The 20,717-nt window shown below is 64.6% G+C and carries 24 protein-coding genes; 11 read left to right on the forward strand and 13 right to left on the reverse strand.

The window, feature by feature from the left end; all coding sequences use genetic code 11:
- Positions 1–61: 61 nt before the first annotated feature.
- Both ALII_RS21735 and ALII_RS0118570 read right to left on the reverse strand, forming a co-directional pair.
- Positions 62–565, reverse strand: a complete 504-nt coding sequence (locus tag ALII_RS21735) for a hypothetical protein (protein WP_024588716.1) — start codon at positions 563–565, stop codon at positions 62–64.
- 109 nt (positions 566–674) lie between these two features.
- The gene (locus ALII_RS0118570; protein ID WP_024588717.1) at positions 675–1,895 is read right to left on the reverse strand and encodes an alanine racemase; all 1,221 of its coding nucleotides are present in this window, start codon (positions 1,893–1,895) and stop codon (positions 675–677) included.
- Between the two features lie 151 nt (positions 1,896–2,046).
- Here ALII_RS0118570 and ALII_RS0118575 point away from each other — a divergent pair, with 151 nt between their 5' ends.
- Positions 2,047–2,961: a DMT family transporter gene (locus ALII_RS0118575; protein ID WP_024588718.1), complete on the forward strand. Its 915-nt coding sequence runs from the start codon at positions 2,047–2,049 to the stop codon at positions 2,959–2,961.
- A gap of 62 nt (positions 2,962–3,023) precedes the next feature.
- Positions 3,024–3,254: a hypothetical protein gene (locus ALII_RS0118580; RefSeq protein ID WP_024588719.1), complete on the forward strand. Its 231-nt coding sequence runs from the start codon at positions 3,024–3,026 to the stop codon at positions 3,252–3,254.
- 67 nt (positions 3,255–3,321) lie between these two features.
- Here the strand turns inward: ALII_RS0118580 and metF are convergent, their stop codons facing one another.
- Positions 3,322–4,233 (reverse strand): methylenetetrahydrofolate reductase [NAD(P)H], encoded by a 912-nt coding sequence (gene metF / locus ALII_RS0118585; protein WP_024588720.1) that lies wholly within the window; start codon positions 4,231–4,233, stop codon positions 3,322–3,324.
- On the reverse strand, positions 4,233–5,258 hold the full coding sequence (locus tag ALII_RS0118590) for a metalloregulator ArsR/SmtB family transcription factor (RefSeq protein ID WP_029660707.1): 1,026 nt from the start codon (positions 5,256–5,258) through the stop codon (positions 4,233–4,235). The genes metF and ALII_RS0118590 overlap by 1 nt, the downstream gene beginning before the upstream one ends.
- 78 nt (positions 5,259–5,336) lie before the next feature.
- Between ALII_RS0118590 and ALII_RS0118595 the strand changes: the two genes are divergently transcribed.
- Positions 5,337–5,843 carry a TrmO family methyltransferase gene (locus ALII_RS0118595; protein ID WP_024588722.1) on the forward strand — a complete coding sequence of 169 codons (507 nt, stop codon included), beginning with the start codon at positions 5,337–5,339 and terminating at the stop codon, positions 5,841–5,843.
- Positions 5,840–6,157 (forward strand): DUF2293 domain-containing protein, encoded by a 318-nt coding sequence (locus ALII_RS0118600; RefSeq protein ID WP_024588723.1) that lies wholly within the window; start codon positions 5,840–5,842, stop codon positions 6,155–6,157. Before ALII_RS0118595 ends, ALII_RS0118600 begins: the two co-directional genes overlap by 4 nt.
- Before the next feature lie 114 nt (positions 6,158–6,271).
- Here the strand turns inward: ALII_RS0118600 and ALII_RS0118605 are convergent, their stop codons facing one another.
- The 7 genes from ALII_RS0118605 to ALII_RS22540 all read right to left on the reverse strand — a co-directional run bounded on the left by ALII_RS0118605 (position 6,272) and on the right by ALII_RS22540 (position 13,085).
- Entirely contained in the window at positions 6,272–6,886 is a 615-nt protein-coding gene (locus ALII_RS0118605; protein WP_024588724.1) for an MOSC domain-containing protein, read from the reverse strand.
- Positions 6,887–6,981: 95 nt separating this feature from the next.
- Entirely contained in the window at positions 6,982–8,103 is a 1,122-nt protein-coding gene (locus ALII_RS0118610) for a beta-ketoacyl-ACP synthase III (protein WP_024588725.1), read from the reverse strand.
- A 197-nt stretch (positions 8,104–8,300) separates the two neighbouring features.
- The gene (locus ALII_RS0118615; protein ID WP_024588726.1) at positions 8,301–8,684 is read right to left on the reverse strand and encodes a response regulator; all 384 of its coding nucleotides are present in this window, start codon (positions 8,682–8,684) and stop codon (positions 8,301–8,303) included.
- Entirely contained in the window at positions 8,674–10,143 is a 1,470-nt protein-coding gene (locus ALII_RS0118620) for an HWE histidine kinase domain-containing protein (RefSeq protein ID WP_024588727.1), read from the reverse strand. Before ALII_RS0118620 ends, ALII_RS0118615 begins: the two co-directional genes overlap by 11 nt.
- Positions 10,144–10,264: 121 nt before the next feature.
- Positions 10,265–11,914 (reverse strand): energy-dependent translational throttle protein EttA, encoded by a 1,650-nt coding sequence (ettA, locus tag ALII_RS0118625; RefSeq protein WP_024588728.1) that lies wholly within the window; start codon positions 11,912–11,914, stop codon positions 10,265–10,267.
- Positions 11,915–12,015: 101 nt separating this feature from the next.
- A complete protein-coding gene (locus ALII_RS0118630; protein ID WP_024588729.1) occupies positions 12,016–12,387 on the reverse strand; it encodes a DUF2019 domain-containing protein in 372 nt (123 codons plus the stop codon).
- Entirely contained in the window at positions 12,384–13,085 is a 702-nt protein-coding gene (locus ALII_RS22540) for a hypothetical protein (RefSeq protein WP_152529684.1), read from the reverse strand. Before ALII_RS22540 ends, ALII_RS0118630 begins: the two co-directional genes overlap by 4 nt.
- A 185-nt stretch (positions 13,086–13,270) precedes the next feature.
- Here ALII_RS22540 and ALII_RS0118635 point away from each other — a divergent pair, with 185 nt between their 5' ends.
- The 7 genes from ALII_RS0118635 to ALII_RS0118665 all read left to right on the forward strand — a co-directional run bounded on the left by ALII_RS0118635 (position 13,271) and on the right by ALII_RS0118665 (position 18,878).
- Positions 13,271–14,530: an Hsp70 family protein gene (locus ALII_RS0118635; RefSeq protein WP_024588730.1), complete on the forward strand. Its 1,260-nt coding sequence runs from the start codon at positions 13,271–13,273 to the stop codon at positions 14,528–14,530.
- A gap of 55 nt (positions 14,531–14,585) precedes the next feature.
- A complete protein-coding gene (locus ALII_RS0118640) occupies positions 14,586–15,221 on the forward strand; it encodes an AprI/Inh family metalloprotease inhibitor (protein WP_161632284.1) in 636 nt (211 codons plus the stop codon).
- A gap of 57 nt (positions 15,222–15,278) precedes the next feature.
- Positions 15,279–15,956, forward strand: a complete 678-nt coding sequence (locus tag ALII_RS0118645; RefSeq protein WP_024588732.1) for a hypothetical protein — start codon at positions 15,279–15,281, stop codon at positions 15,954–15,956.
- A gap of 123 nt (positions 15,957–16,079) precedes the next feature.
- Positions 16,080–17,294, forward strand: coding sequence for an MFS transporter (locus ALII_RS0118650; RefSeq protein WP_081719047.1), 1,215 nt, complete (start codon positions 16,080–16,082; stop codon positions 17,292–17,294).
- A 120-nt stretch (positions 17,295–17,414) separates the two neighbouring features.
- Positions 17,415–17,849 carry a curlin gene (locus ALII_RS0118655; protein ID WP_029660710.1) on the forward strand — a complete coding sequence of 145 codons (435 nt, stop codon included), beginning with the start codon at positions 17,415–17,417 and terminating at the stop codon, positions 17,847–17,849.
- A gap of 59 nt (positions 17,850–17,908) precedes the next feature.
- The gene (gene csgH, locus ALII_RS0118660; protein WP_152529686.1) at positions 17,909–18,304 is read left to right on the forward strand and encodes a curli-like amyloid fiber formation chaperone CsgH; all 396 of its coding nucleotides are present in this window, start codon (positions 17,909–17,911) and stop codon (positions 18,302–18,304) included.
- Between the two features lie 172 nt (positions 18,305–18,476).
- A complete protein-coding gene (locus tag ALII_RS0118665; RefSeq protein WP_024588734.1) occupies positions 18,477–18,878 on the forward strand; it encodes a curlin in 402 nt (133 codons plus the stop codon).
- Positions 18,879–18,881: 3 nt separating this feature from the next.
- On the opposite strand, the gene ALII_RS0118670 is transcribed toward ALII_RS0118665, so the two are convergent.
- Together ALII_RS0118670 and ALII_RS0118675 are read right to left on the reverse strand one after the other, a co-directional pair.
- Entirely contained in the window at positions 18,882–19,658 is a 777-nt protein-coding gene (locus ALII_RS0118670) for an ABC transporter permease (protein ID WP_201767731.1), read from the reverse strand.
- Between the two features lie 202 nt (positions 19,659–19,860).
- Positions 19,861–20,652, reverse strand: a complete 792-nt coding sequence (locus ALII_RS0118675) for an ABC transporter ATP-binding protein (protein WP_024588736.1) — start codon at positions 20,650–20,652, stop codon at positions 19,861–19,863.
- Positions 20,653–20,717: the final 65 nt, after the last annotated feature.

Consider the following 20,717-nt stretch of genomic DNA (forward strand, 5'->3'; position numbering starts at 1 on the left):
TGCGGGGGAGATGTCCGGCAGGACAGAGGGGGGCGCCGTAGAGCGCCAAGCTTCAGGAAGATCAGCTCCGCGTGCGCAACTCGCAGCGGCGCCAGAATTTGGCGCCTTCGCTGGCCGGCATGACGTTGAGCCCGCTCACCGGAAACCCGCCATTGCGATAGACCCAATTGGCGATGTCGCTGGAATGTTCGGGGTCGTGGCGGCGGATGCGCTCCCATTTGCGGACATTGCCGGTGACCTGGGCGCGAAAGACGCTGGCCTTGTGGAAGCCGAACGTGGCGCGCTTGGTGATGCAGACCCGTTCACGTGCGACGTCGGCGAAGATCGCGCAGGCCGAAGCGCACTGGCCGTCGATCACCACCCGCTTGCCGCTGCGGCGAATCTCCTTAGCGGCGGCGAGGAACTTGCGAACGTCGCCACCCGGATTGTCGCGGATGACGCAGGTATCGCCCCGGCAGGCGCCGAAGACGGATTCGTAGGCGGAACCGCGCGATTGCGCGTGAGAAATGGAACTTGTCGCCAGAAGAGCGACGAAAGTGGCCGCAATCGCCAGTGATAGCTGCATTCAAAGACCCCGAATTGGTCCAACATGTCCCTGCGGCATCATCACGACATGGAGAGCGCGTTTCTCCAATTAACTTTTATCTATTTGAACGAAATGTGATCGGCATCACTCAGTCGGCCATCGTTTCGAGGCTCGCGAAGCCTTCCGGAGCGCTGCCCTCGTCGAAAGGCGTCGTCACTTCGACGAAAGTGTCGGGATAAAAGCCGTTGAAGCGCGTCCGCAGCGACAGCGAATAGGCGCCGATATGCCCGATCTCGATCCAGTCCCCGGTATCGACCGTCTCGGGCAGCCAGAACGGCCGCGACAATATGTCGACCGAATCGCACGTCGCCCCACACACCTTGAACGGCACGACGTTTTCCGCCTTGCCGTTGCGCGAGCGGATCGCCGGGTCGGGAATGAACCGCGCCGGCAGCGTGATCTTGCCGGTCCACGAATCCGACAGCGACGCCCAGATGCCGTCATTGATGTAGAGCCGACGGCCCTTGCGCAGCAGAACCCGCACGATCAGCGAGAAGGCGCGCGCGACGATGACGCGGCCGGGCTCGGCGACGAGCGGCACGTCCGAAAATCCCCATTCGTCGATGTCGTTTCGCAGCCGCGACATCAATTGCCCGAGCGAGGGCATGACCGGCTTCTTGCGATTGGGGTCGTGACCATATTCGGCCGGAAACCCGCCGCCGACATCCAGACCCGCTAACGGAACTCCGCAGCGATTGCGAACCCAGTCGGCCGACGCGAGCGCCCGCTCGTAGGTATCCGGGTCCTCGATCTGGCTGCCGACATGGAAACAGATGCCGACCTTGTAGCCCTGCCGGTGCAGGCGCTGCATCAGTTCCACGGCCGCCGCCGGCCCGGCGCCGAACTTCTTCGACAGCTCATAGGCGGCGCTGCCCTTGGTCTGGATACGCACGAAGACGGTGATCTGGCCGGGGTCGATGTCGAGCGCGCGCACGACGCGCGTCAGCTTGGTGATCTCGTCCTCATGGTCGAGCGAGATGACGCGGATGCCGTAGGTCTCGAGCGCGAGCCTTATGTCGGACTGCGCCTTGACCGGGTGCATGTAGAGCATCTCCGCATTCGGCGCGACGCCGCGCACGGCGGCGAATTCGGCAGGCGAGGCAACGTCGAACGCTTCGACCCCGATCTCCGACAGCGCCTTCAGCACCATCGGCTCCCCATTGGTCTTGACCGCATAGGCAGTCTTGCCGGGGAACATGCCCATGAACTGGCGCGCGTCCTCCTTCAGAACGTCCGGCCGGAAGCAGTAGATCGGATCGTCGGGACGAAGGGCGAGCGCGGCCTCGCGCGCATTGGCGAATTTCTGCATGGGAGCTCCTGCGAAGTGGCTTCGACCCTAACGCACGAAGGTGACGGTTAGAACCGACATGGCCGGCAAAGCGGTTGATAAGCTGGACCAAGCTTTTCGGGTGGCGGGCAAAGACGGCCGGGCGTAGGAGCGGTTCGAAAGGATTTCCGCAATGGCCACCGCCGCTCTTCCCGCCCCCGCCTACATGTCCGCGCGCGACTGGAGCATGCTGGTCCTGCTCGGCCTCTTGTGGGGCGGGTCGTTCTTCTTTGCGCGCGTCGCGGTGCTGGAAATCGACCCGCTGGTGCTGGTGCTCCTGCGCGTCGCGATCGCCGCGGCAGCGCTGCACGTCTATCTCGCCGCGCGCGGGCCGTCCTTTGCGGCAGCCCTGCCGATGGCGGGCGCCTTCTTCGGCCTTGCCATGCTGAACAACGTCATTCCCTTTTCGCTGATGTTTCTCGGCCAGACGGAGCTGGGCGCCGGCCTCGCCTCCGTGCTCAACGCGACGACGCCGTTCTGGACGGTCATGCTCGCCAACGCCTTCACCGACGACGAGAAGCTGACGGGCCGCAAGCTTGCAGGGATCGGCCTCGGCATCGCGGGAACGGCGGTGATGATCGGGCCTGGCCTGTTCGCAGGCCTCGGCGGCCCGGTCTGGGCGAAATTCGCCCTCGTCGGCACCGCGATGTCCTATGGCTGCGCCGCGATCTTCGCCCGGCGGTTCCGCGCCCTGCCCCCGCCCATCGTCGCGACGGGGCAGTTAACGGCATCGACCATCATCATGGTGCCGGTCATCATGGCGACCGGTGGCCTTGGCATGCTCGCCGACGCATCGCCGCAAGCTTGGGCATCGGTCGTCGCGCTGGCGCTCGTCTCGACCGCGATCGCCTATATCCTCTTCTTCTCGCTGATCGCATCCGCCGGCGCGACTAACGCCTCGCTGGTGACCCTCATCGTGCCGGTCTTCGCCATCCTCCTCGGCGCGCTGTTCCTCGCCGAACGCCTCGCCGCGTTCGAACTTGCAGGCATGGCGCTGATCGGCTCGGGCCTCGTCGTCATCGATGGGCGCCTGCTGCGGCGGCGATGAGTTGAAACGACACGATTTCGACGCAGGGGCGTCTCATTTATGAACAGGGCGTTAATCGCGGATTGCTCAACGAATTGAACGGGATCGCGCAGCCGGAAGGTCGTATTTTCTACAAGCGTGTCGCATTGCAGCAATATTTCCTCTTGCTTGAATACGGAACTCGCCTAGATTCCGTTCTCGCGAAGTCTGTAGAGGAGGCACCGCTTATGGGACTGGCCCGGCCTATCAACGCATTGATGATTTGTGCTGCGTTTGCGTTCATCGGCGCCTTGGTCATGGGGATCGTCGTCTAGGACGAACTCCCAAAAAGACCGATCAGACGAGAAGGAAAGGCCGGGTTCGCCCGGCCTTTCTGCATTTTCAGGCCGCGATGCTCGCCTCTTCCGCGCGCGGGCGGATGCCGATCAGATGGCAGATCGCGAAGACGAGGTCGGCGCGGTTCATCGTGTAGAAGTGGAAATCGTCGACGCCGCGCTCGATCAGGTCGAGCACCTGTTCGGCCGCAACCGCCGAGGCGATCAGCGCATGGGTCTGCGGATCGTTCTCGAGCCCGGCGAACCGATCCGCGAGCCACGCCGGCACATGCGCGCCGCAGCGGCCGGCAAAGCCGGCGACCTGCGCGAAATTGTGGATCGGCAGGATGCCCGGAACGATCGGGATGTAGATGCCCGCCCGCCGCACGCGCTCGACATAGCGCTCATAGACGTCGTTGTCGAAAAAGAACTGGGTGATGGCCCGGGTCGCCCCCGCATCGACCTTGCGCTTCAGAACGTCGATATCGGTGGCGAAATCGGCGCTTTCGGGGTGCTTTTCGGGATAGGCGGAGACGGAGACGTCGAACTCGCCGATGCGGCGCAGCGCGGCGACGAGTTCAGCGGTGGTCTGGTAACCGTCCGGATGCGGACGGTATGCCGCGCCGACGCCCTCAGCCGGATCGCCGCGCAGCGCGACGAAGCGGCGCACGCCGAGCTCGGCGAACTCGCGGATCACCGCGTCGACTTCGTCGCGGCTGGCATCGACGCAGGTCAGATGCGCGGCCGGCGAAAGGGCGCTTTCCTTCGAAAGACGCGCCAGAGCGCGCGTCGTGCGCTCCTTGGTTGAACCGCCGGCGCCGTAGGTCACCGAGACGAAATGCGGCGCGAGCGGTTCGAGCCGCGCGATCGTCTCCCAAAGACGCGCTTCCATGACGTCGTTCTTCGGCGGGAAGAATTCGAAGGAAACGTCGATGCGGCTGCCGAGGTCGGAGCGGCGGGAAAACTGGATGTCCTTCATCAGACGAGCGCCTTCTGCGATGCGGATTGGAAGGGGGATGCGATTTCGATGCGCGGGTCGCGCGCGATCCAGATCCTGACGGTCAGGCGCTGGTCGCCGCCCTCGCCATGCGGGACGGTTTCGCTGGCTTCGAGGTCGAGCCCGGCTTCGCCGAGCCAGTCGGATATCTGGGCGTCCGAGATGCCGAGACGGACATGGGCATGGTCTTCGCGCAGGAAATCCAGCGCATGCGGCGCAAAATCGACGATCGCCAGCCGGCCGGCGGGACGCAGAAGCCGCGCCGCCTCGCGCACGGCCAGCGCCGGCTCCTCGAGATAGTGCAGCACCTGGTGCATGGCGATCAGGTCGAAACTGTCGCGCTCGACTGGCGGCGCGTAGAGATCGCCGAGGCGCACCTGCGCCTGGGTGATTCCGGCCTTGTCGAGATTGGCGCGCGCGACCGAAAGCATCTCGCGCGACAGGTCGACGCCGGTGGCGCGGCGATAGAGCGGCGCGAAGAGCTCCAGCATACGGCCGGTGCCGGTTCCAAGGTCCAGCATGGACTGGAACGGCTTCCTGCCGACGAGCCGCGACAGCGCCGCCTCGACCGCCTTGTCCGGCGCATGAAGGGAGCGCAGGCGATCCCATTCGGCCGCATTGGCGCTGAAATAGTCGCTGGCGCGCGCCTGCCGGCGCTGCTTGACGGCGTCGAGCCGCTCCTGATCGCGCTCGATGGTCGGGTCGGCGGCATCGAGCCGCGCGATCATCGCGGAGAGAAAATCGCGCACCCAGTCGCTGTCCGACAGGCCGAAATAGGCCCACGAGCCTTCCTGGTAGCGAACGATCAGGTCGGATTCGAGCAGGAGCTTCAGATGGCGCGAGACTCGCGGCTGCGACTGGCCGAGGATTTCGGTGAGGTCCGACACCGTCAGATCGCCGCGCGAAAGCAGGACGAGGATGCGCATGCGGCTGGATTCGGCCGCAGCCTTCAAGCTATCAACGAGCGAGGCCAGATTGATGGCAGGCGTGGACGGGGAGGCAATCATCGACGGCTCCGACAAAGACATAAAGATATGTTTATGTATTTTTGGCTGCTTGGCAAGGGCAACGGGGAGGCTTTTTGCATGAGCGAGATGCGAGAGGGCGAGGAAGCCCTGCCCTTCGACCCCGCAGAACTGGCTGGCGACGGGCACATTGTCTTCATCGGGCGGATCGTTTCACTTTGGAAGAACCGGGCGGAATGCCCGAAGAACATGGCGGCTGCGCGGGAGACGGGACTCCCGGCGCAGGCGATCGTCGATGCAGAATATCGCCGTGGATTGCTGGGATTGGACGGCGCGAGCCACGTCATCCTTCTGACCTGGCTCGCCGACGCAGGACGCAATCTCATCCGCCAGCGCCCACGCCATCGACCGGAAGCGACCGGCACCTTCGCCTTGCGCTCGCCAGTACGGCCGAACCCGATCGGCGTCCATGTGGTGCGGCTGCTCGGCGTCGACGAGGCGCGAGGCATCCTCGATCTCGAAGCGATCGACGTTATCCACGACACGCCGCTTCTCGACATCAAGCCCTATTTCGCTTCGACCGATGCGGTGCCCGAGGCCGTGGTCGCAAAAAGGGACGGCGCATGAACCCCTCGACGGGCCGCCAGAAGGCACTGGCGAAAGCGCTGACCGCGCTCATTCCGCTGGCGCCTTATTCCGATGCCGAAGCGATCCGCGAGGCCGCCGGCCAGCGCAAGCTGCGCGAACTGCCGCCCTCGATCGCAATCTGGATCGCCACCGTGACCCATGTGCGCCACGAGCACAGCGACTACGACGCGCTCCTCGACGAAGGCTACGACCGCGATTCGGCCCGCCATTTCGTCATCGACCAGATGAACGCGGTGCTGACGAACTGGCGCGCGACGCGACTGGTGGAGGCGGATGAGGATGAAGGGGAGTAAGGGAGTAATAAGGGAGTAAGGGAGTAAGGGAGTAAGGGGAGTAAGGGAAGGATCGCGTCAGATCGACGAAGGTCAAGCAGATTTCTTCACCTACTCCCCTACTCACCTATTCCCTCACCTATACACCCACTGCTCCGGCACCCGCACCGACACCGTCTCGCCCGTCTCGATGACGCCGGGCTTTTCGACCCAGGCGACGAGACCCCGCAGGCGCCGGCCGTGTTTCGGGAAGGCGAGTTCGCCGGCCTTGAGGTCCGCCATCTGCGCGTGTTCGGCGACCGATCGGCCGGCGAGACGGCATGGAACGTTCTGGCCATCGACCTTGAGCGTCACACCGCCCTTGAAGAACAGCATCGTTCCCGACGGCAGCATGGACAGGCGCGGGACGCCGTCGAGGACGAGATTGGCGCCGATCCACTCCGGCGCGATGCGCTCGATGCCCATGCCATTGGCGATGGCGGCGAGTTCGTCGCTGGCGACGATCGACAGTTGCCGCTCGTTGCGCATTTCGGTGCCGCGCGCATACCACGGCTCGCGCCCGCCGGAACGGCGCGTCTCGCCATAGTGGAAATCGCCGACCACGCCGCGAAAATCGAGCGCGAGACTGTCGACGCGCTGCGTGACGAAATCCTGCCCCGGAGCCTTCAGGACCGCCGAGATCGTTCCGAGAAGCTTTCGTGCGGGATGGATTTCGGGTTCGTCGTCGCGGCGCTCGAACAATTCGGCCATGCTGTCTGTCTCCGGCTGGAAAACGGCTAGGTGGCTGAGTTCGTCCGTGAAATCCAGTGAATTGCAGCGATGACCGCATTCACGGCTCTGATGCGTCACATCATGCGAAGCAGCACGCCGCCGATCGAATAGCCCGCACCGAAGGCGCACAAAAGGCCGAAATCGCCCGGCTCCATGTCGCGGTGGTTCTGTTCGAGCGCGATGATCGCGCCCGCGGCGGCCGTATTGCCGAGATCCTCCAGCACCATCGGCGCGCGGTCGTGGCCGACATCGTGGCCGAAGGAGAGCTTCAGGATCATCGCGTTCATGCGCGCATTGGCCTGGTGCAGCCAGAAGCGGCGGATGTCCTGTGGCGCGTGGCCGTGCTCCTTCAGGAAATCGACTATGAACCGATGGCCGGCGACGGTCACTTCCTTGAAGACCTTGTTGCCGACCTGCTTGATCATGTTGCCTTCCATCGGGACGGCGGAAGGATCGTCGAGACCGGCCCGGTTGAGGAAGCCGAAATTGGTGCGGATGTTGTTCGAGAACTGCGTCCAGCTTCGCGTGTCGACGATCTCGAAACGGCCGCGACGCTCCTCCGGCCCGTCGACGCCTTCGAGCAGCATGGCAGTCGAGGCGTCGCCGAAGATGAAATGGGTCTGCCGGTCGCGGAAATTCAAATGGCCGGTGATGATCTCGGGCGTGACGACGAGAACGCGCCGCTGCGCGCCCGTGCGGACGAGATTGAATGCGACGTGGAGGCCGGCGGCGGCAGAAGAACAGCCAAGGCTCATGTCGAAGGCCGCGCCCGACGTTCCCAGTTCCTTCTGGATTTCGATCGCCTGCGCGGGATAGGGCCGCTGCTGGTGGGAGGCGGCGCAGATGACCATGTCGATCTCGGCCGGATCGATTCCGGCATCGGCGATCGCCTTGCGGCCCGCCTTCGCGCCGAACTCGGCCATCACGGACAGCGCGTCGTCATGGCGCTCGGCGATGCGCGGCGTCATCCGATGCGGGTCGAGAATGCCGTCGCGCGTGTGGACGTGACGGTTCTTGACCCCCGAGGCATAGACGATGAACTCGCTGTCGGATTTGGCCAGCGGCGCCTCGCCGCGCGCCGCGCGCCTCGGGTTTTCCAGGTCGACCCAGGCGTTGAAGCTTTCGACCAGTTCGTCGTTGCTGATGGACTCGGCCGGAATCTCGGTTCCGATGCCGCTAATGATGACGCGTTTCATGCTCGCTCGTTTGCCGGTACTAGGGCCACAGCACATGGCCAGACTAAGCCGCACGCCTCTTCCCCGCCGGCCGATCATGCAAGGTCGCGCAAGCAACCTTTATGCCTGATTAAGGCAAACAGGATTTTGGTCAAAGCGTATCGAACAATCGCAGATGCGACAGCAAAACGCGACTTTCTCCACAGATTGCAAAGTCTTCAGCTTCGCCTGACGGCTTTCGCCAGGCTGCCGGAGACGTCGTCCATCGTATAGGGCTTTTGCAGGATCGTGTTGCCGTGCCAGGCTTCGGGCAGTCCAGCCTGTCCGTAGCCGGTGGCGAAGATGATCGGAATGCCCTTGGTCGCCAGTTCCTCGGCCACCGGAAAGACCAGTTCCCCGGCGACGTTGACGTCGAGGATCGCGACGTCGGCCTGAAGCGCGTCGGCGAGCATTTCGCGCGCCTTGGCGACGCGCATCGCCGGGCCGACGATGATGCAGCCGAGATCGATCAGCATGTCCTCGAGATTGAGCGCGACGAGAGCTTCGTCCTCGACGACGAAGACGCTCAACCCCTGCAGTTCGCTCGAAAGGTCAGTCGACATGCTTGATCCTGCCATAGGATGAGTAAGGAATGGTCAACATGCAGGCAAAGCCGTGCGGTTCGTAGCGCGTCTCGAAGGCGCCGTTGAGTTCGCCGCGCATGACGAGGCTCATCATCCGCGAACCAAAGCCGCTGCGCGAGGGCGCGGTGACGACAGGACCGCCGCTTTCGATCCAGTCGACCCGCAATTCCCCGTCGGTCTCGTCGACCCGCCAGGAGAGATCGAGCCGCCCCTCCTCGCCGCTCAGCGCGCCGTATTTGGCCGCGTTGGTCGACAGTTCGTGCAGCACCATGGCGACAGCGATGGTCGCCTTCGGGTTGAGCACCACGGCAGGTCCGGACGCGGCGATGCGCGTGCCGTCATAATGGCTGAGTTCGTGGCCGACGAGCGACGCCATATGGGTCGAATCCCACGCCGTCTGGGACAGGAGATTGTGGGCTTTCGACAGCGCCACGAGCCGGCCTTCGAAATCCTTGCGCGCGGTTGCGAGGTCGGGCGCCGCGCGCAGCGTCTGCGCGGCAATCGATTGCACGGTGGCCAGCGTGTTCTTCACCCGGTGGTTCAGTTCATCGAGAAGAAGCCTTTGATGCTTCAGCGTCTTCACCGCCTCGGTCCGGTCCATTCCCTGGACGAAGACGCCGGTGATCTCGCCATCGAGATTGCGTACCGCATCGTAGGAAAAATCGAGATAGCGCTCCTGCAATTCTCCGTTCGGCGTCTGGAGCAGGATGCGCGTTCCCTCGCCGCCCCGCGTCTCACCGGTCGAATAGACGTGGTCGAGCATCTCGATGAAGCCTTGGCCGGCAACTTCGGGCAGCGCCTCGGAAACCGCCTTGCCGATGACCTGCCTACCGCCGATCAGCCGCGTATAGGAATCGTTGGCGAAGGTGAAGATGTGATCGGCGCCCACCAGCACTGCGATGAAACCGGGAGCCTGCTCGAACATGCGGCGGAACTCGGCGCTTTCTGCCAGAAGGCTGCGATGCGCGCTTTCCGCCTCGCGCGCACGCTCCACGAGCTGCGTCTCGGGCGAATAGCTGCGGTAGGGCAGCGAGGCAGCTTCGCGCAGACGCACCACGTCGGTCACGTCGACGGTGTTCTGCAGGAGATAGGCGATCGTCCCGTCATCATCCGTCAGCGGAACGTGCACCGCGGTCCAGTAGCGCTTTTCCATGCCGCCGCCTTGCGAGGCAGGGCGCGGAATATCGTACGGGATATAGGCGATCGTGTCGGTCTCGCCGGTCGCGAAGACACGTTCGAAGGAGGCACGCAGCGCCTGTCCGCTCTCGCCCTCATTGGGAAAGACGTCGAAGAGCGACAGGCCTTCGACCTCCTCCAGCGAGCGCATCACGGCCCTTTCGTAGGCCGGATTGACAGCGACATAGCGATACTGCCTGTCGATGATCATGTAAGGGCTGGTGAGCCGATGGAAGAGTTGCTTGAAATCGATGTTCGGCATGTTTTCTGAACGACGCTCTGCGCCGCCAGCCCCTGACCCTCATTAAGCCCGGAAACTCTTCTGCCGCCAAAAAGTTCCGGCCGCCATAACAATTGTTGGCGGCCGGAACGCAATCGTGAGGTCAGCGCGTCAGGCGCTTGTAGGTCATGCGATGCGGGTTGAGGGCATCCGGTCCGAGCCGTCGCACCTTGTCCTTTTCATATTCCTCGAAATTGCCTTCGAACCACTCGACATGGCTGTCGCCTTCGAAGGCCAGGATGTGCGTCGCAAGGCGATCGAGGAACATGCGATCGTGGCTGATGACCACGGCGCAGCCGGCGAAGTTTTCCAGCGCGTCCTCGAGCGCGGCCAGCGTCTCGGTGTCGAGATCGTTGGTCGGTTCGTCGAGCAGAAGGACGTTGCCGCCGGTCTTCAGCATCTTGGCCAGATGCACGCGATTGCGCTGGCCGCCCGACAGATTGCCGACCTTCTGCTGCTGGTCGCCGCCGCGGAAATTGAACGACGAGCAATAGGCGCGCGTGTTGGCCTCGTGCTTGCCGAGCTTCACCACCTCGGCGCCGCCGGAAATCTCTTCCCAGACGGTCTTGGTGGGGTCCAGCGCATCGCGGCTCTGGTCGACATAGCCGAGCTTCACCGTCTCGCCGACGCGGATCGTTCCCTCGTCAGGCTTTTCCTGGCCGGTGATCATCTTGAACAGCGTCGTCTTGCCGGCGCCGTTGGGGCCGATGATGCCGACGATGCCGCCCGGCGGCAGGCGGAATTCCAGGCCCTCGATCAAAAGCTTGTCGCCGAACCCCTTGCTGAGCTTGTCGACCTCGATGACGACATTGCCCAGGCGCTCGCCATGCGGGATGACGATCTGCGTGTCGGACGGACGGCGGCTATCGGCTGCCTCGAGAAGGTTTTCGAACGCCTGGATACGCGCCTTCGACTTGGTCTGACGGGCCTTGGGACTCGACTGAATCCACTCGCGCTCACGGCTGATCGCACGCTGGCGCGCATCGTCCTCGCGGCCCTCCTGCTTCATGCGCTTGGCCTTGGCTTCCAGATAGGCGGTGTAGTTGCCCTCATAGGGAATGCCCTTGCCGCGGTCGAGCTCGAGAATCCAGCCGGTGACGTTGTCGAGGAAGTAGCGATCGTGGGTGATCAGCATGACCGCGCCCTTATAGGCGCGCAGGTGCTTTTCGAGCCATGCGGTCGTCTCGGCGTCGAGATGGTTGGTCGGCTCGTCGAGGAGGAGCAGGTCGGGCTCCGACAGGAGCAGCTTGCACAGCGCCACGCGGCGGCGCTCGCCGCCCGACAGATTGGTGACGTTGGCCTCCTTGGGCGGGCAGCCCAAAGCCTCCATCGCCATCTCGACCTGCTGTTCCAGATCCCACAGATTGAGGCGATCCATGTCGTCCTGGAGCTTGGCCGCCTCGTCGGCCGTCTCGTCGGAATATTCCATCATCAGTTCGTTGTAGCGATTGATGATGGCCGTCTTCTTGGCAACGCCATCCATGACGTTCTCGAAGACCGTCTTGGAATTGTCGAGTTCGGGCTCCTGCGCGAGGTAGCCGACGGTGGCGCCCTCGGCGAGCCAGGCTTCGCCCGACCAGTCCTTGTCGAGACCGGCCATGATCTTGAGCACCGTGGACTTGCCGGCGCCGTTCGGCCCCAGAATGCCGATCTTGGCATCGGGGTAGAACGACAGATGGAGGTTTTCGAGCACCTTCTTGGCGCCATAGGCCTTGGTCAGACCGGACATGTGATAGATAAACTGGCGTGCCATGGCGCGCGTCGAACTCCGTTCTTCGGGGTCGGGGGAATTTCGTTGCGCCGTATGTAGGTGAAACACGCGCCGGGAGCAATGCGGGCGATGGATCGCCCGCATCAGGTCGGAACGTAGCTCCCCTCGCGAAGCGCTCGGATCATACTCTTGGAGCTCATTGCTGTGGGAAACTGGTTGAGTTCGGCCAGCGCCTCCAACGTGGCCAGGGAACCTGCGTAGTCAATAGAAAGCGTACAGTTGGCGGCCATGAGCCGAACCTGCGGATTTTCGTGTGAACGCAACGTCAGAAGCGCTCGACGACCATCACCAGCCCGCATCTTGAGCTCCAACACGACCGCCGCCATCTGCCCATAAAGTCTATTGTAGCGACTATGTTCGAAATCTTCTGCAGCGGTGAATTGCTTCACACAGATCGATTCGAATTGCGACGCCAATTCCTCTACCGAAAGCTTTTCGAGTTTGGTGTTCTTCATTTTTCAAGGACTCCAGCTTCCCTCAACGCGTGTAGACCCATCGCCATTCTAGCTTCCCACCTCGCACCACGTAGGTATTCGCGCGGAGAGAGTCCGCCGAGTTCCACTTGGCGCGTCGCGTACCAGCCAGTAATCTCCCAGTGTTTGAAACGCGGTATCCTCACGAGATTATCTGGCCCGTTGACCAGGGTATCCGGAAATCCGTCATCCAGCGCTGATGACCTCTCGACGATATGATGCTTATCGTAGCCTGCCTTCGGCTCACCGACACCCTTGTGTAAATCATCAAGTGACTTTGGCTCATCAAGGTATGCGCGTATATCTGCAGCGGTGCTTTCGGCGAGCCAAACATAACGGGTCAAGATTGCGCCAAGCCTCAGAGTTACCGTTGCTTCTCGAAGGAAGGCTGCAATGAGACGCGCAACCCGATGCCGTTCCCGACCGCTTGAAGGTCGCTCCTCCGGCAACTCCGGCAAGTCGTGACTGACCCGATGAACCTGCGCCTCGAAACTATGGCCTTCAGCAACCCACCTCCCGCCATGCCGATGACCGCGAGGCACGCGCGGCTGGTTCGGATTGAAGCGGCGCAATTCAAGCAGGTGGCGGATCGCGGCGCCCTTGAACAAGAAGGTAAGCCCGCGAAGTTGCGCACAGGTGATGATTGTTCGATCAAGGTTGATTGTTCTGCTGCGGTTCATGGCTCCTCGCGCGCTGCTACACGCCAAGGATGCATCCGTTTTCCAAGGGGTGGATAAGTTCGGGCTTCGCCGTCCCCCGCCCGCCCTTTCCATCCGCACCATGATCGGCTAGAGGGAGCGCCCTTCCCTCACCCGCCCGGATCGCGCGTCTTGCGCCGGCGCGGCGCATTTCATGATGAGACCCCATGTCCACTACCGCCTGCGGCATCGATTTCGGCACCACCAACTCGACCGTGGGCCTGTGCAAACGCGGGGCAGAGCCGCGGCTGATCCCGCTCGAGGGCCATCACCTGACGATCCCGTCCGCGCTGTTCTTCAGCCTCGAGGATGGCGGCACCTATTTCGGCCGCGCAGCGGTGTTCGAGTACATGGACGGTGCGGAAGGCCGGTTCATGCGGGCGCTGAAGTCGATCCTCGGCACCTCGCTGATGAAGGAAACGACGCAGGTCGGGCGCAACCGCATGACTTTCGAGGGCCTGATCGGCCGCTACCTGCGCCATCTGCGCGAGGGGATCGAAGGACAGGAAGGCGGCGTGCCGGAGGCCGTCGTGCTCGGCCGCCCCGTCCGCTTCATCGACGAGGACGACGCGGCGGATGCGCAGGCGCAGGACCAGCTCGAGGCGGCGGCGCGGGCCGAGGGCTTTGCGCATATCGAGTTCCAGTTCGAGCCGGTCGCCGCCGCGCTCCACTACGAGCGGCTGATCAATGGCGAGGAACTGGCGCTGGTGGTCGACATCGGCGGCGGCACGTCGGATTTTTCCGTCCTGCGCCTTTCCCCTGAGCGCGCGCGTGACCTCGACCGGTCGAGCGATATCCTGAGCACGGCCGGCGTCCATGTCGGCGGCACGGATTTCGACCGGCACCTGAACATCGCCAAGGCGATGCCGCATTTCGGGCTCGGCAGCGGCACGAAGGACGGCAAGCGCCAGTTGCCGGTCTGGTATTTCAACGACATGGCGACCTGGCACCGCATCAACACGCTCTATACCCCGAAGAACGCGCGCGACGTGCAGGCGCTGACGCGCGAAGCGGCGGAGCCGGAAAAGCTCGACCGCTACGCGCATCTCCTGAAGCACCGCTCCGGCCATCGGCTGGCGGCGGAGGTGGAAAAGGCCAAGATCGCGCTGACCGAAGAAGACGCGACGCGCATCGCACTCACAGAACCCGGCCTCAGCCTAGATATCGCGGTGAGCCGTGCCGAGTTCGACGAGGCGACGGCCGAGCTCGTCGCGCGCATCGGCGCGTCGATCGAGGACGCGCTGGCGAAGGCCGGCGTCGGTGCCGGCGACATTTCCACCGTCATCCTGACCGGCGGCGGCGCGCTGGTGCCGGCCGTGCGCGCGGCGGCGGAGACCCGACTGCCCGGCGCGCGCTTCACCGCTGCCGACCAGTTCGGCGCCGTCGGCCTCGGGCTTGCGATCGACGCGGCGCGCCGGTTCGGCTGACGATCAAACTCTCGCCACGGTCGTCGCGCAGGGGAAGTGGATGCGGGGACACGAAGTGAATCGACGATCCATCACCCTTTGCGCGCTGGTCGCCACGGCCGTGCTGGCATCCGCCTGCCAGTCCGGCGACGTCGCGGGTGCGGGCACCGACATGGCTGCCGCGCCGGCCTTCATCGGCCCGATGCAATGCACGACGCGCCTGCCTGGCGGTCCGCCGGCCAAGCCGGAGCGGCTCTCCGCCTTTGGGACGGCGACTGCGTGGAATGTCGGCAAGAATGTCGGCCGCGGTGCGATCACGAGTGCGGGCACGATGGTCGCCGGACCTGTCGGCGGCGCGGTGGCGGGCACGGTCGCGGCGCGTGCGCTGCCGTCCGAATTCGACATCCGCGGCACATGGCAGGCGACCGACGGCGCGCCGAATTGCGGCTGCACGCTGACGATCCAGACGCAATCGAGCTGGACCGGCGCCAACCCCGAGCGCGGCACCGCGCAGTCCTCCGGCTGCCGCAACTCTGGTCTCGCCAACGCCAATGATTGGCGGCTCGATGAGACGATGACCGGTCTCGAGGCCGAATTCCTGCTCTATGCCACGAACGGCAACCGCATCGCGGTCCTGAAGCGCGACGGGCCAGACTATTACTCCGGCCAACTCGGCAACGGCACGCCGGTCACGCTCTGGCGCCAACGATAATTTCTGGACCATCGCATCCCGAGGACGTAGAGCGGGCGACCAGATGCGAGGCCTGACATGATCCCTTGGGTGGAACTCGATTCCGCGGAAGCACCGGGCGGGAAAGAACGCTTGCGCTTGAAGCAGCGCGGCACCGAATTCTCCATCATGCTCGGCGCCAACGAACTCATGAACAGCCGCCTCTCCGGCTCGGAGGAGGCGCTGGCGACGCTTACGCAGGAGCGTCTCGCAGGCGTCGCGAGGCCGTCGATCCTGATCGGCGGGCTCGGCATGGGCTTTACCCTGCGCGCCGCGCTCGCCGTGTTTCCAAAGGATGCCCGGATCGATGTGGTCGAACTCGTTCCGTCGGTCGTGCGCTGGGCGCGCGGTCCGATGGCCGAACTCCATGCCGGCAGCCTCGACGACCCGCGCGTGACCATCATCGAGAGCGACGTCGCGAGGATCATCGGCAGGGCGAATGCCGCCTATGATGCCATCCTGCTCGACGTCGACAACGGCCCCGAAGGACTGACGGTCGAGGCCAATGACGCGCTTTATTCCCATCGCGGACTTGCCGCAGCACGCGCGGCGCTGAAGCCGGGCGGCATCCTCGCGGTCTGGTCGCAGGGGCCGGATGCTCGCTTTGCCGCGCGGCTGCGGCAGTCCGGCTTCGAGGTCGAGGAAATGCGCGTGCGCGCCAGCCGCTCCAAGCGCGGCGCACGCCACATCATCTGGCTGGCGAAAACGCCGAGCTGACCCACCATTTCTGCATGGTGCGCCTGCGTCTTGGCGCATTGTCGCCGCACGCCCCGGCCATTAGCCTTTATGCGTGCGTCGGGAGGAGCCGCACCCCGCATTTCTTTTCAGGTGAACGCTCCCATGCAAGACGCCTCCGCGACCATCGCCGCGCCCGCCGATATTCCCGCCGGCGAACTGGCAGCCACAAACGTTCCGCTGACGATCCTCGCGCTCGCCATGGGCGGCTTTGCGATCGGCACGACCGAATTCGCCGCAATGAGCCTCCTGCCCTATTTCGCCGCTGGGCTTGGCGTCTCCGAACCGATGGCCGCGCACGCGATCAGCGCCTATGCGCTCGGCGTCGTCGTCGGCGCGCCGATCATCGCGGTCCTTTCGGCGCGGCTGTCGCGCAAGTTCCTGCTGATCGCGCTGATGGCGGTGTTCGGCATCGCCAACTGCCTCAGCGCGATGTCGCCTTCCTATGGCTGGCTGATCGGTTTCCGCTTCCTGAGCGGCCTGCCGCACGGCGCCTATTTCGGCGTCGCGGCTCTTCTGGCAGCCTCGCTCGTGCCGCGAACCAAGCGGGCGCAGGCCGTCTCTTCCATCATGCTCGGCCTGACGGTCGCGATGATCTTCGGGGTCGCGCTCGCGACCTTCATCGGCCAGCATGCCGGCTGGCGCTGGGGCTTCGCGCTGCCGGGCGTTCTGGCGCTCGCGACCATGGCCATGATCGCCACCTTCGCGCCCACTGACCGCGGCGATGCCACGGCGAGCCCGATGCGCGAACTCTCCGCGCTGAAGAACAAGCAGGTCTGGCTGACGCTCGCCACAGGTGCGGTGGGTTTCGGCGGCTTCTTCGCGGTCTATTCCTTCACCGCCTCGACGCTGCTCGAAGTCACCCGCGTCGACGCCTGGGTGGTGCCTGTCGTCATCGCCATCTACGGCGTCGGCATGACGCTCGGAACGATCGCCGCAGGGCGTGCCGCCGACCGCAATTTGATGGCGACGCCGGTTTGGTTCATGCTGGCGAGCGCGGCATCGCTGACGCTGTTCCCCTTCGCCGCCGGCAATGTCTGGACGATCAGCGCGGTGATCCTGCTGATCGGCTTCTTCGGCAGCCTCGGCGCGGTTCTTCAAACGCGTCTGATGGACGTAGCGCAGGAGGCGCAGACGCTCGCCGCAGCGCTCAACCACAGCGCCTTCAACGCCGCCAACGCGCTCGGGCCGCTTCTCGCCGGCATCGTCATCACCATGGGCTACGGCTTCCCATCGGCCGGTTTCGTGGGAACGGTGCTCGCACTGCTCGGTCTGGGCATCTGGCTCTACGCCTGGCGCGATGCGCGGCGCGCCGGGTGATCGGCCGGTGAACGGCTGGTGAACGCACGCTTCAGCCTGCGTTCGGGTCCCAAGGACGAATATCCAAACGTCAAAACGAAGTCCCGCCGGGACCGGACCCGAACAACAGGAGCCCTCGCCATGAACGCCAAGCTTGTCCTCGTCGCCGCCCTTGCAGCCCTGATGGGCGCCTCGTCCCTGCCTGCTTCCGCCAACTCCATCTGGATCGACCAGTACGGCGCCCGCAACGAGGCCGGCGGCTCCCAGCAGGGCGCGCGCAACAACACCGGCATCTATCAGGAAGGCCGCCGCAACAGCGCCGCCGGCTACCAGAACGGCTGGCGCAACACCGTCGCGATCGGCCAGAATGGCTGGCGCAACCGGACGGTCGTCGAGCAGCGCGGCAATCGCAATTCCGGCGGCGTCGGTCAGTTCGGCTCGGGCCATAATGCCGTCGTCATCCAGGACGGGCGCGGTAACATCTCGGCAGGCGTTCAGGTCGGCCGCAACTGCGACGCCTCGACCCAGCAGACCGGCTCCGGCAACGTCGCGGCCTTCGTCCAGACCTGCCGCTGATCGCGCGAGGGGCGACCCGACCGGCCGCCCCCGTCTTCCCGAAAAGAAAGGCAACTGCGATGACCCTCAATGCAAGATCCGGCCTTTCCCGCATGGCCGCTCCCCTCGCCGTCCTCGGCTCCGCCGTTCTCATGGCCTGCACGGCGGGCGCGACCAGCGCCAGCCAGCCTGCCGCGACAGCCTCCTCGCCGGTTTGCGAGATCGTCACCAAAAGCGCGGGCGGCATGACCGTCATCGAGGGCGTGGTGACAAGCCCGAGCGCACTGGCCGGCTCCTACACGCTGCGCGTCAGCGGCAGTGGCACCAACATCCGCCAGGGCGGTGAATTCGCGGCAGTGGCTGGCAAGAAGACCGTGCTCGGCCAGGTCTCGCTTGGCGGCAATGCGCGAGCCTACGAGATCGACCTGAAAGTGGAAGTCGGCGGCAGGACCATTCCCTGCAACACCCGCGCCTGACCTTTTCCGCCACCATTGCGACTGCGCGCCCCGGTCCCGCCGGGGCGCTTTCGTTCGTGCGGGCGGCAGCGATGAACGGCCTGTGAATGGGTCATTCGCGGTCGGTTCAGCCCGCGCGCGTCATGATCATTTCAGTATCAAGCCTTGCTTCGCACACCGAAGGAAAACCAGCATGACCCGTCTCGCCGCCGCTGCCCTCGCCCTTGCCATCGCCCTGCCGGTCACAGCGGTTCCGGCGTCCGCGAACGGCCAGTTCTCGATCCACGTCGCTCCCACCAACCGCGACGAAGACCGGGCGATGCGCACGGGCCTCGCGCTCTACCAGATGTACCGCGACGTTCGCGGCGGTGCGTCGATCATCCAGAAGGGCCGCAACAACTCGGCCGGCGTGGCGCAGGACGGGCGCGGCAATCTCGGCGTCGTCAGCCAGCGCGGCAGCGGCCACAACGGCACGATCACCCAGACCGGCAACGACAACCGCTACGGCCTGTTCCAGTTCGGGCGCGGCACCAGCGGCCAGGTCGTCCAGAACGGCAATGGCCGCACCGGCGCCACCTTCCAGTGGGGCTGGTAAGCCTCAGGCCTGCGCGAGTTGGCTGCGGTGCGCCCAGCCGGTCATCCGCATCTCGATCCAGGCCATGACGGCGTACATCGCAATGCCTTCGACGGCGAGCATGATGAGGCCCGCCCAGACGAGCGGCACGTTGAACTGCGACTGGGCGGCGAGCATCATGTGCCCGAGACCCGAATTCGCCGCCACCGTCTCCGCGATCACCGAGCCGACGAAGGCGAGCGTGATGGCGATCTTCAGCGAGCCGAAGAAATAGGGCATCGAGCGCGGGATGCCGACCTTCAGCATGATGTCCATCTTCTTTGCCCCGAGGGCGCGCAGCACGTCCTCCATCTCCGGCTCGATGGTTGCTAGGCCAGTCGCGACGTTGACCACAATCGGGAAGAACGCGATCAGGAACGCCGTCAGCACGGCCGGAACCGTGCCGATGCCGAACCAGATGACGAGGATCGGCACCACCGCGACCTTGGGGATGGCGTTAAAGCCGATCATCAGCGGATAGAGCCCCGCATAGATGAAGCGCGACCAGCCGATGGCGATGCCGAGCCCGAGCCCGAACACCACGGCGAGAATGAAGCCGACGGTGGTCGTGTAAAGCGTTTGCAGCGAGTTCTTCCAGATGGCGGGCCAGAACTGGATGATGGCTTCCAGAATGCGCGTCGGCGCCGGCAGGATGAACTGCGGGATCGCGAAGGCGCGCACGACCAGTTCCCAGACGATGAAGAGGCCGGCGGTGTAGAGCCAGGGGGCAAGCTTGATCCAGTTGATCTTGGAAGTGCTCATGCCGCGTTCCTCGGCTTGCATGCGGGAGAGGTCTGCGCGCGGGAACCCCCACCCATTATCCCTCCCCACAAGGGGGAGGGAGGCGTGATCATCGAGAGTTCGCATTCAGCCGCGCGAGAAGAGTCGCGACGTGCATGCCCTCCCTCCCCCTTGTGGGGAGGGATAAAGGGTGGGGGTCCCTCGTAGAACGCAAACATGACCATCACGCCGCCTTCCTTGCATCGGCAATATTGCCGCGCAACTCATGAACGACGTCGTTGAAATCCGCCTGGTAGAGCAACTCCAACTCGCGCGGGCGGGCGAACGGCACCGTCCGTTCCTTGGTGATCCGCCCGGGCCGCGCGCTCATGACGAAGATGCGGTCCGCCAGGAACACCGCCTCGCGCAGATCATGCGTGACAAGCACGATCGTCACGCCCTGCGCGGCGTGGAGGTCGCGGATGACGCACCACAATTCCTCGCGCGTGAACGAATCGAGCGCGCCGAACGGCTCGTCGAGCATCAACAGGTCCGGCTCGTGGATCAGCGCGCGGCAAAGGTTTGCGCGCTGCTGCATGCCGCCGGAAAGCTGCCAGGGAAACTTCTCGCCGAAGCCCTTGAGACCGACGGTCTCCAGAAGCTTTTCCGCCTTCGCGACGTACTCGGCCTTGTGCTTGCGCAGGCGCTTGCGGTGTCGGTCGACGACTTCGAGCGGCAGGAGGATATTGTCGAGTGTGGTTCGCCACGGCAGCATGGTCGGATTCTGGAACGCCATGCCGACGATCGACACCGGCTTGGTCACCCGCTCGCCGGCGACCGTGACCTGACCCGCCTGCGGGATGTAGAGGCCGGTGACGAGCTTCATCAGCGTGGACTTGCCGCAGCCCGACGGCCCGACGACCGCCGCGAACTCGCCCTTGGCGATGTCGAGCGTCAGCCCCTCGACGGCAAGCAGCCCGCCCGCGCCGCCATAGCGCATGTCGACGTCCTTGATGGTGACGAGTGGTTGGGTCATGGGGGTGCCGCGCAATTAAGGGCGCTCCCGTTCAAGGGAGCGCCGGATCGGGATGAAGGGCGATG

The sequence above is a fragment of the Aliihoeflea sp. 2WW genome, assembly GCF_000497755.1.
Classification (GTDB): Bacteria; Pseudomonadota; Alphaproteobacteria; order Rhizobiales; family Rhizobiaceae; genus Aliihoeflea.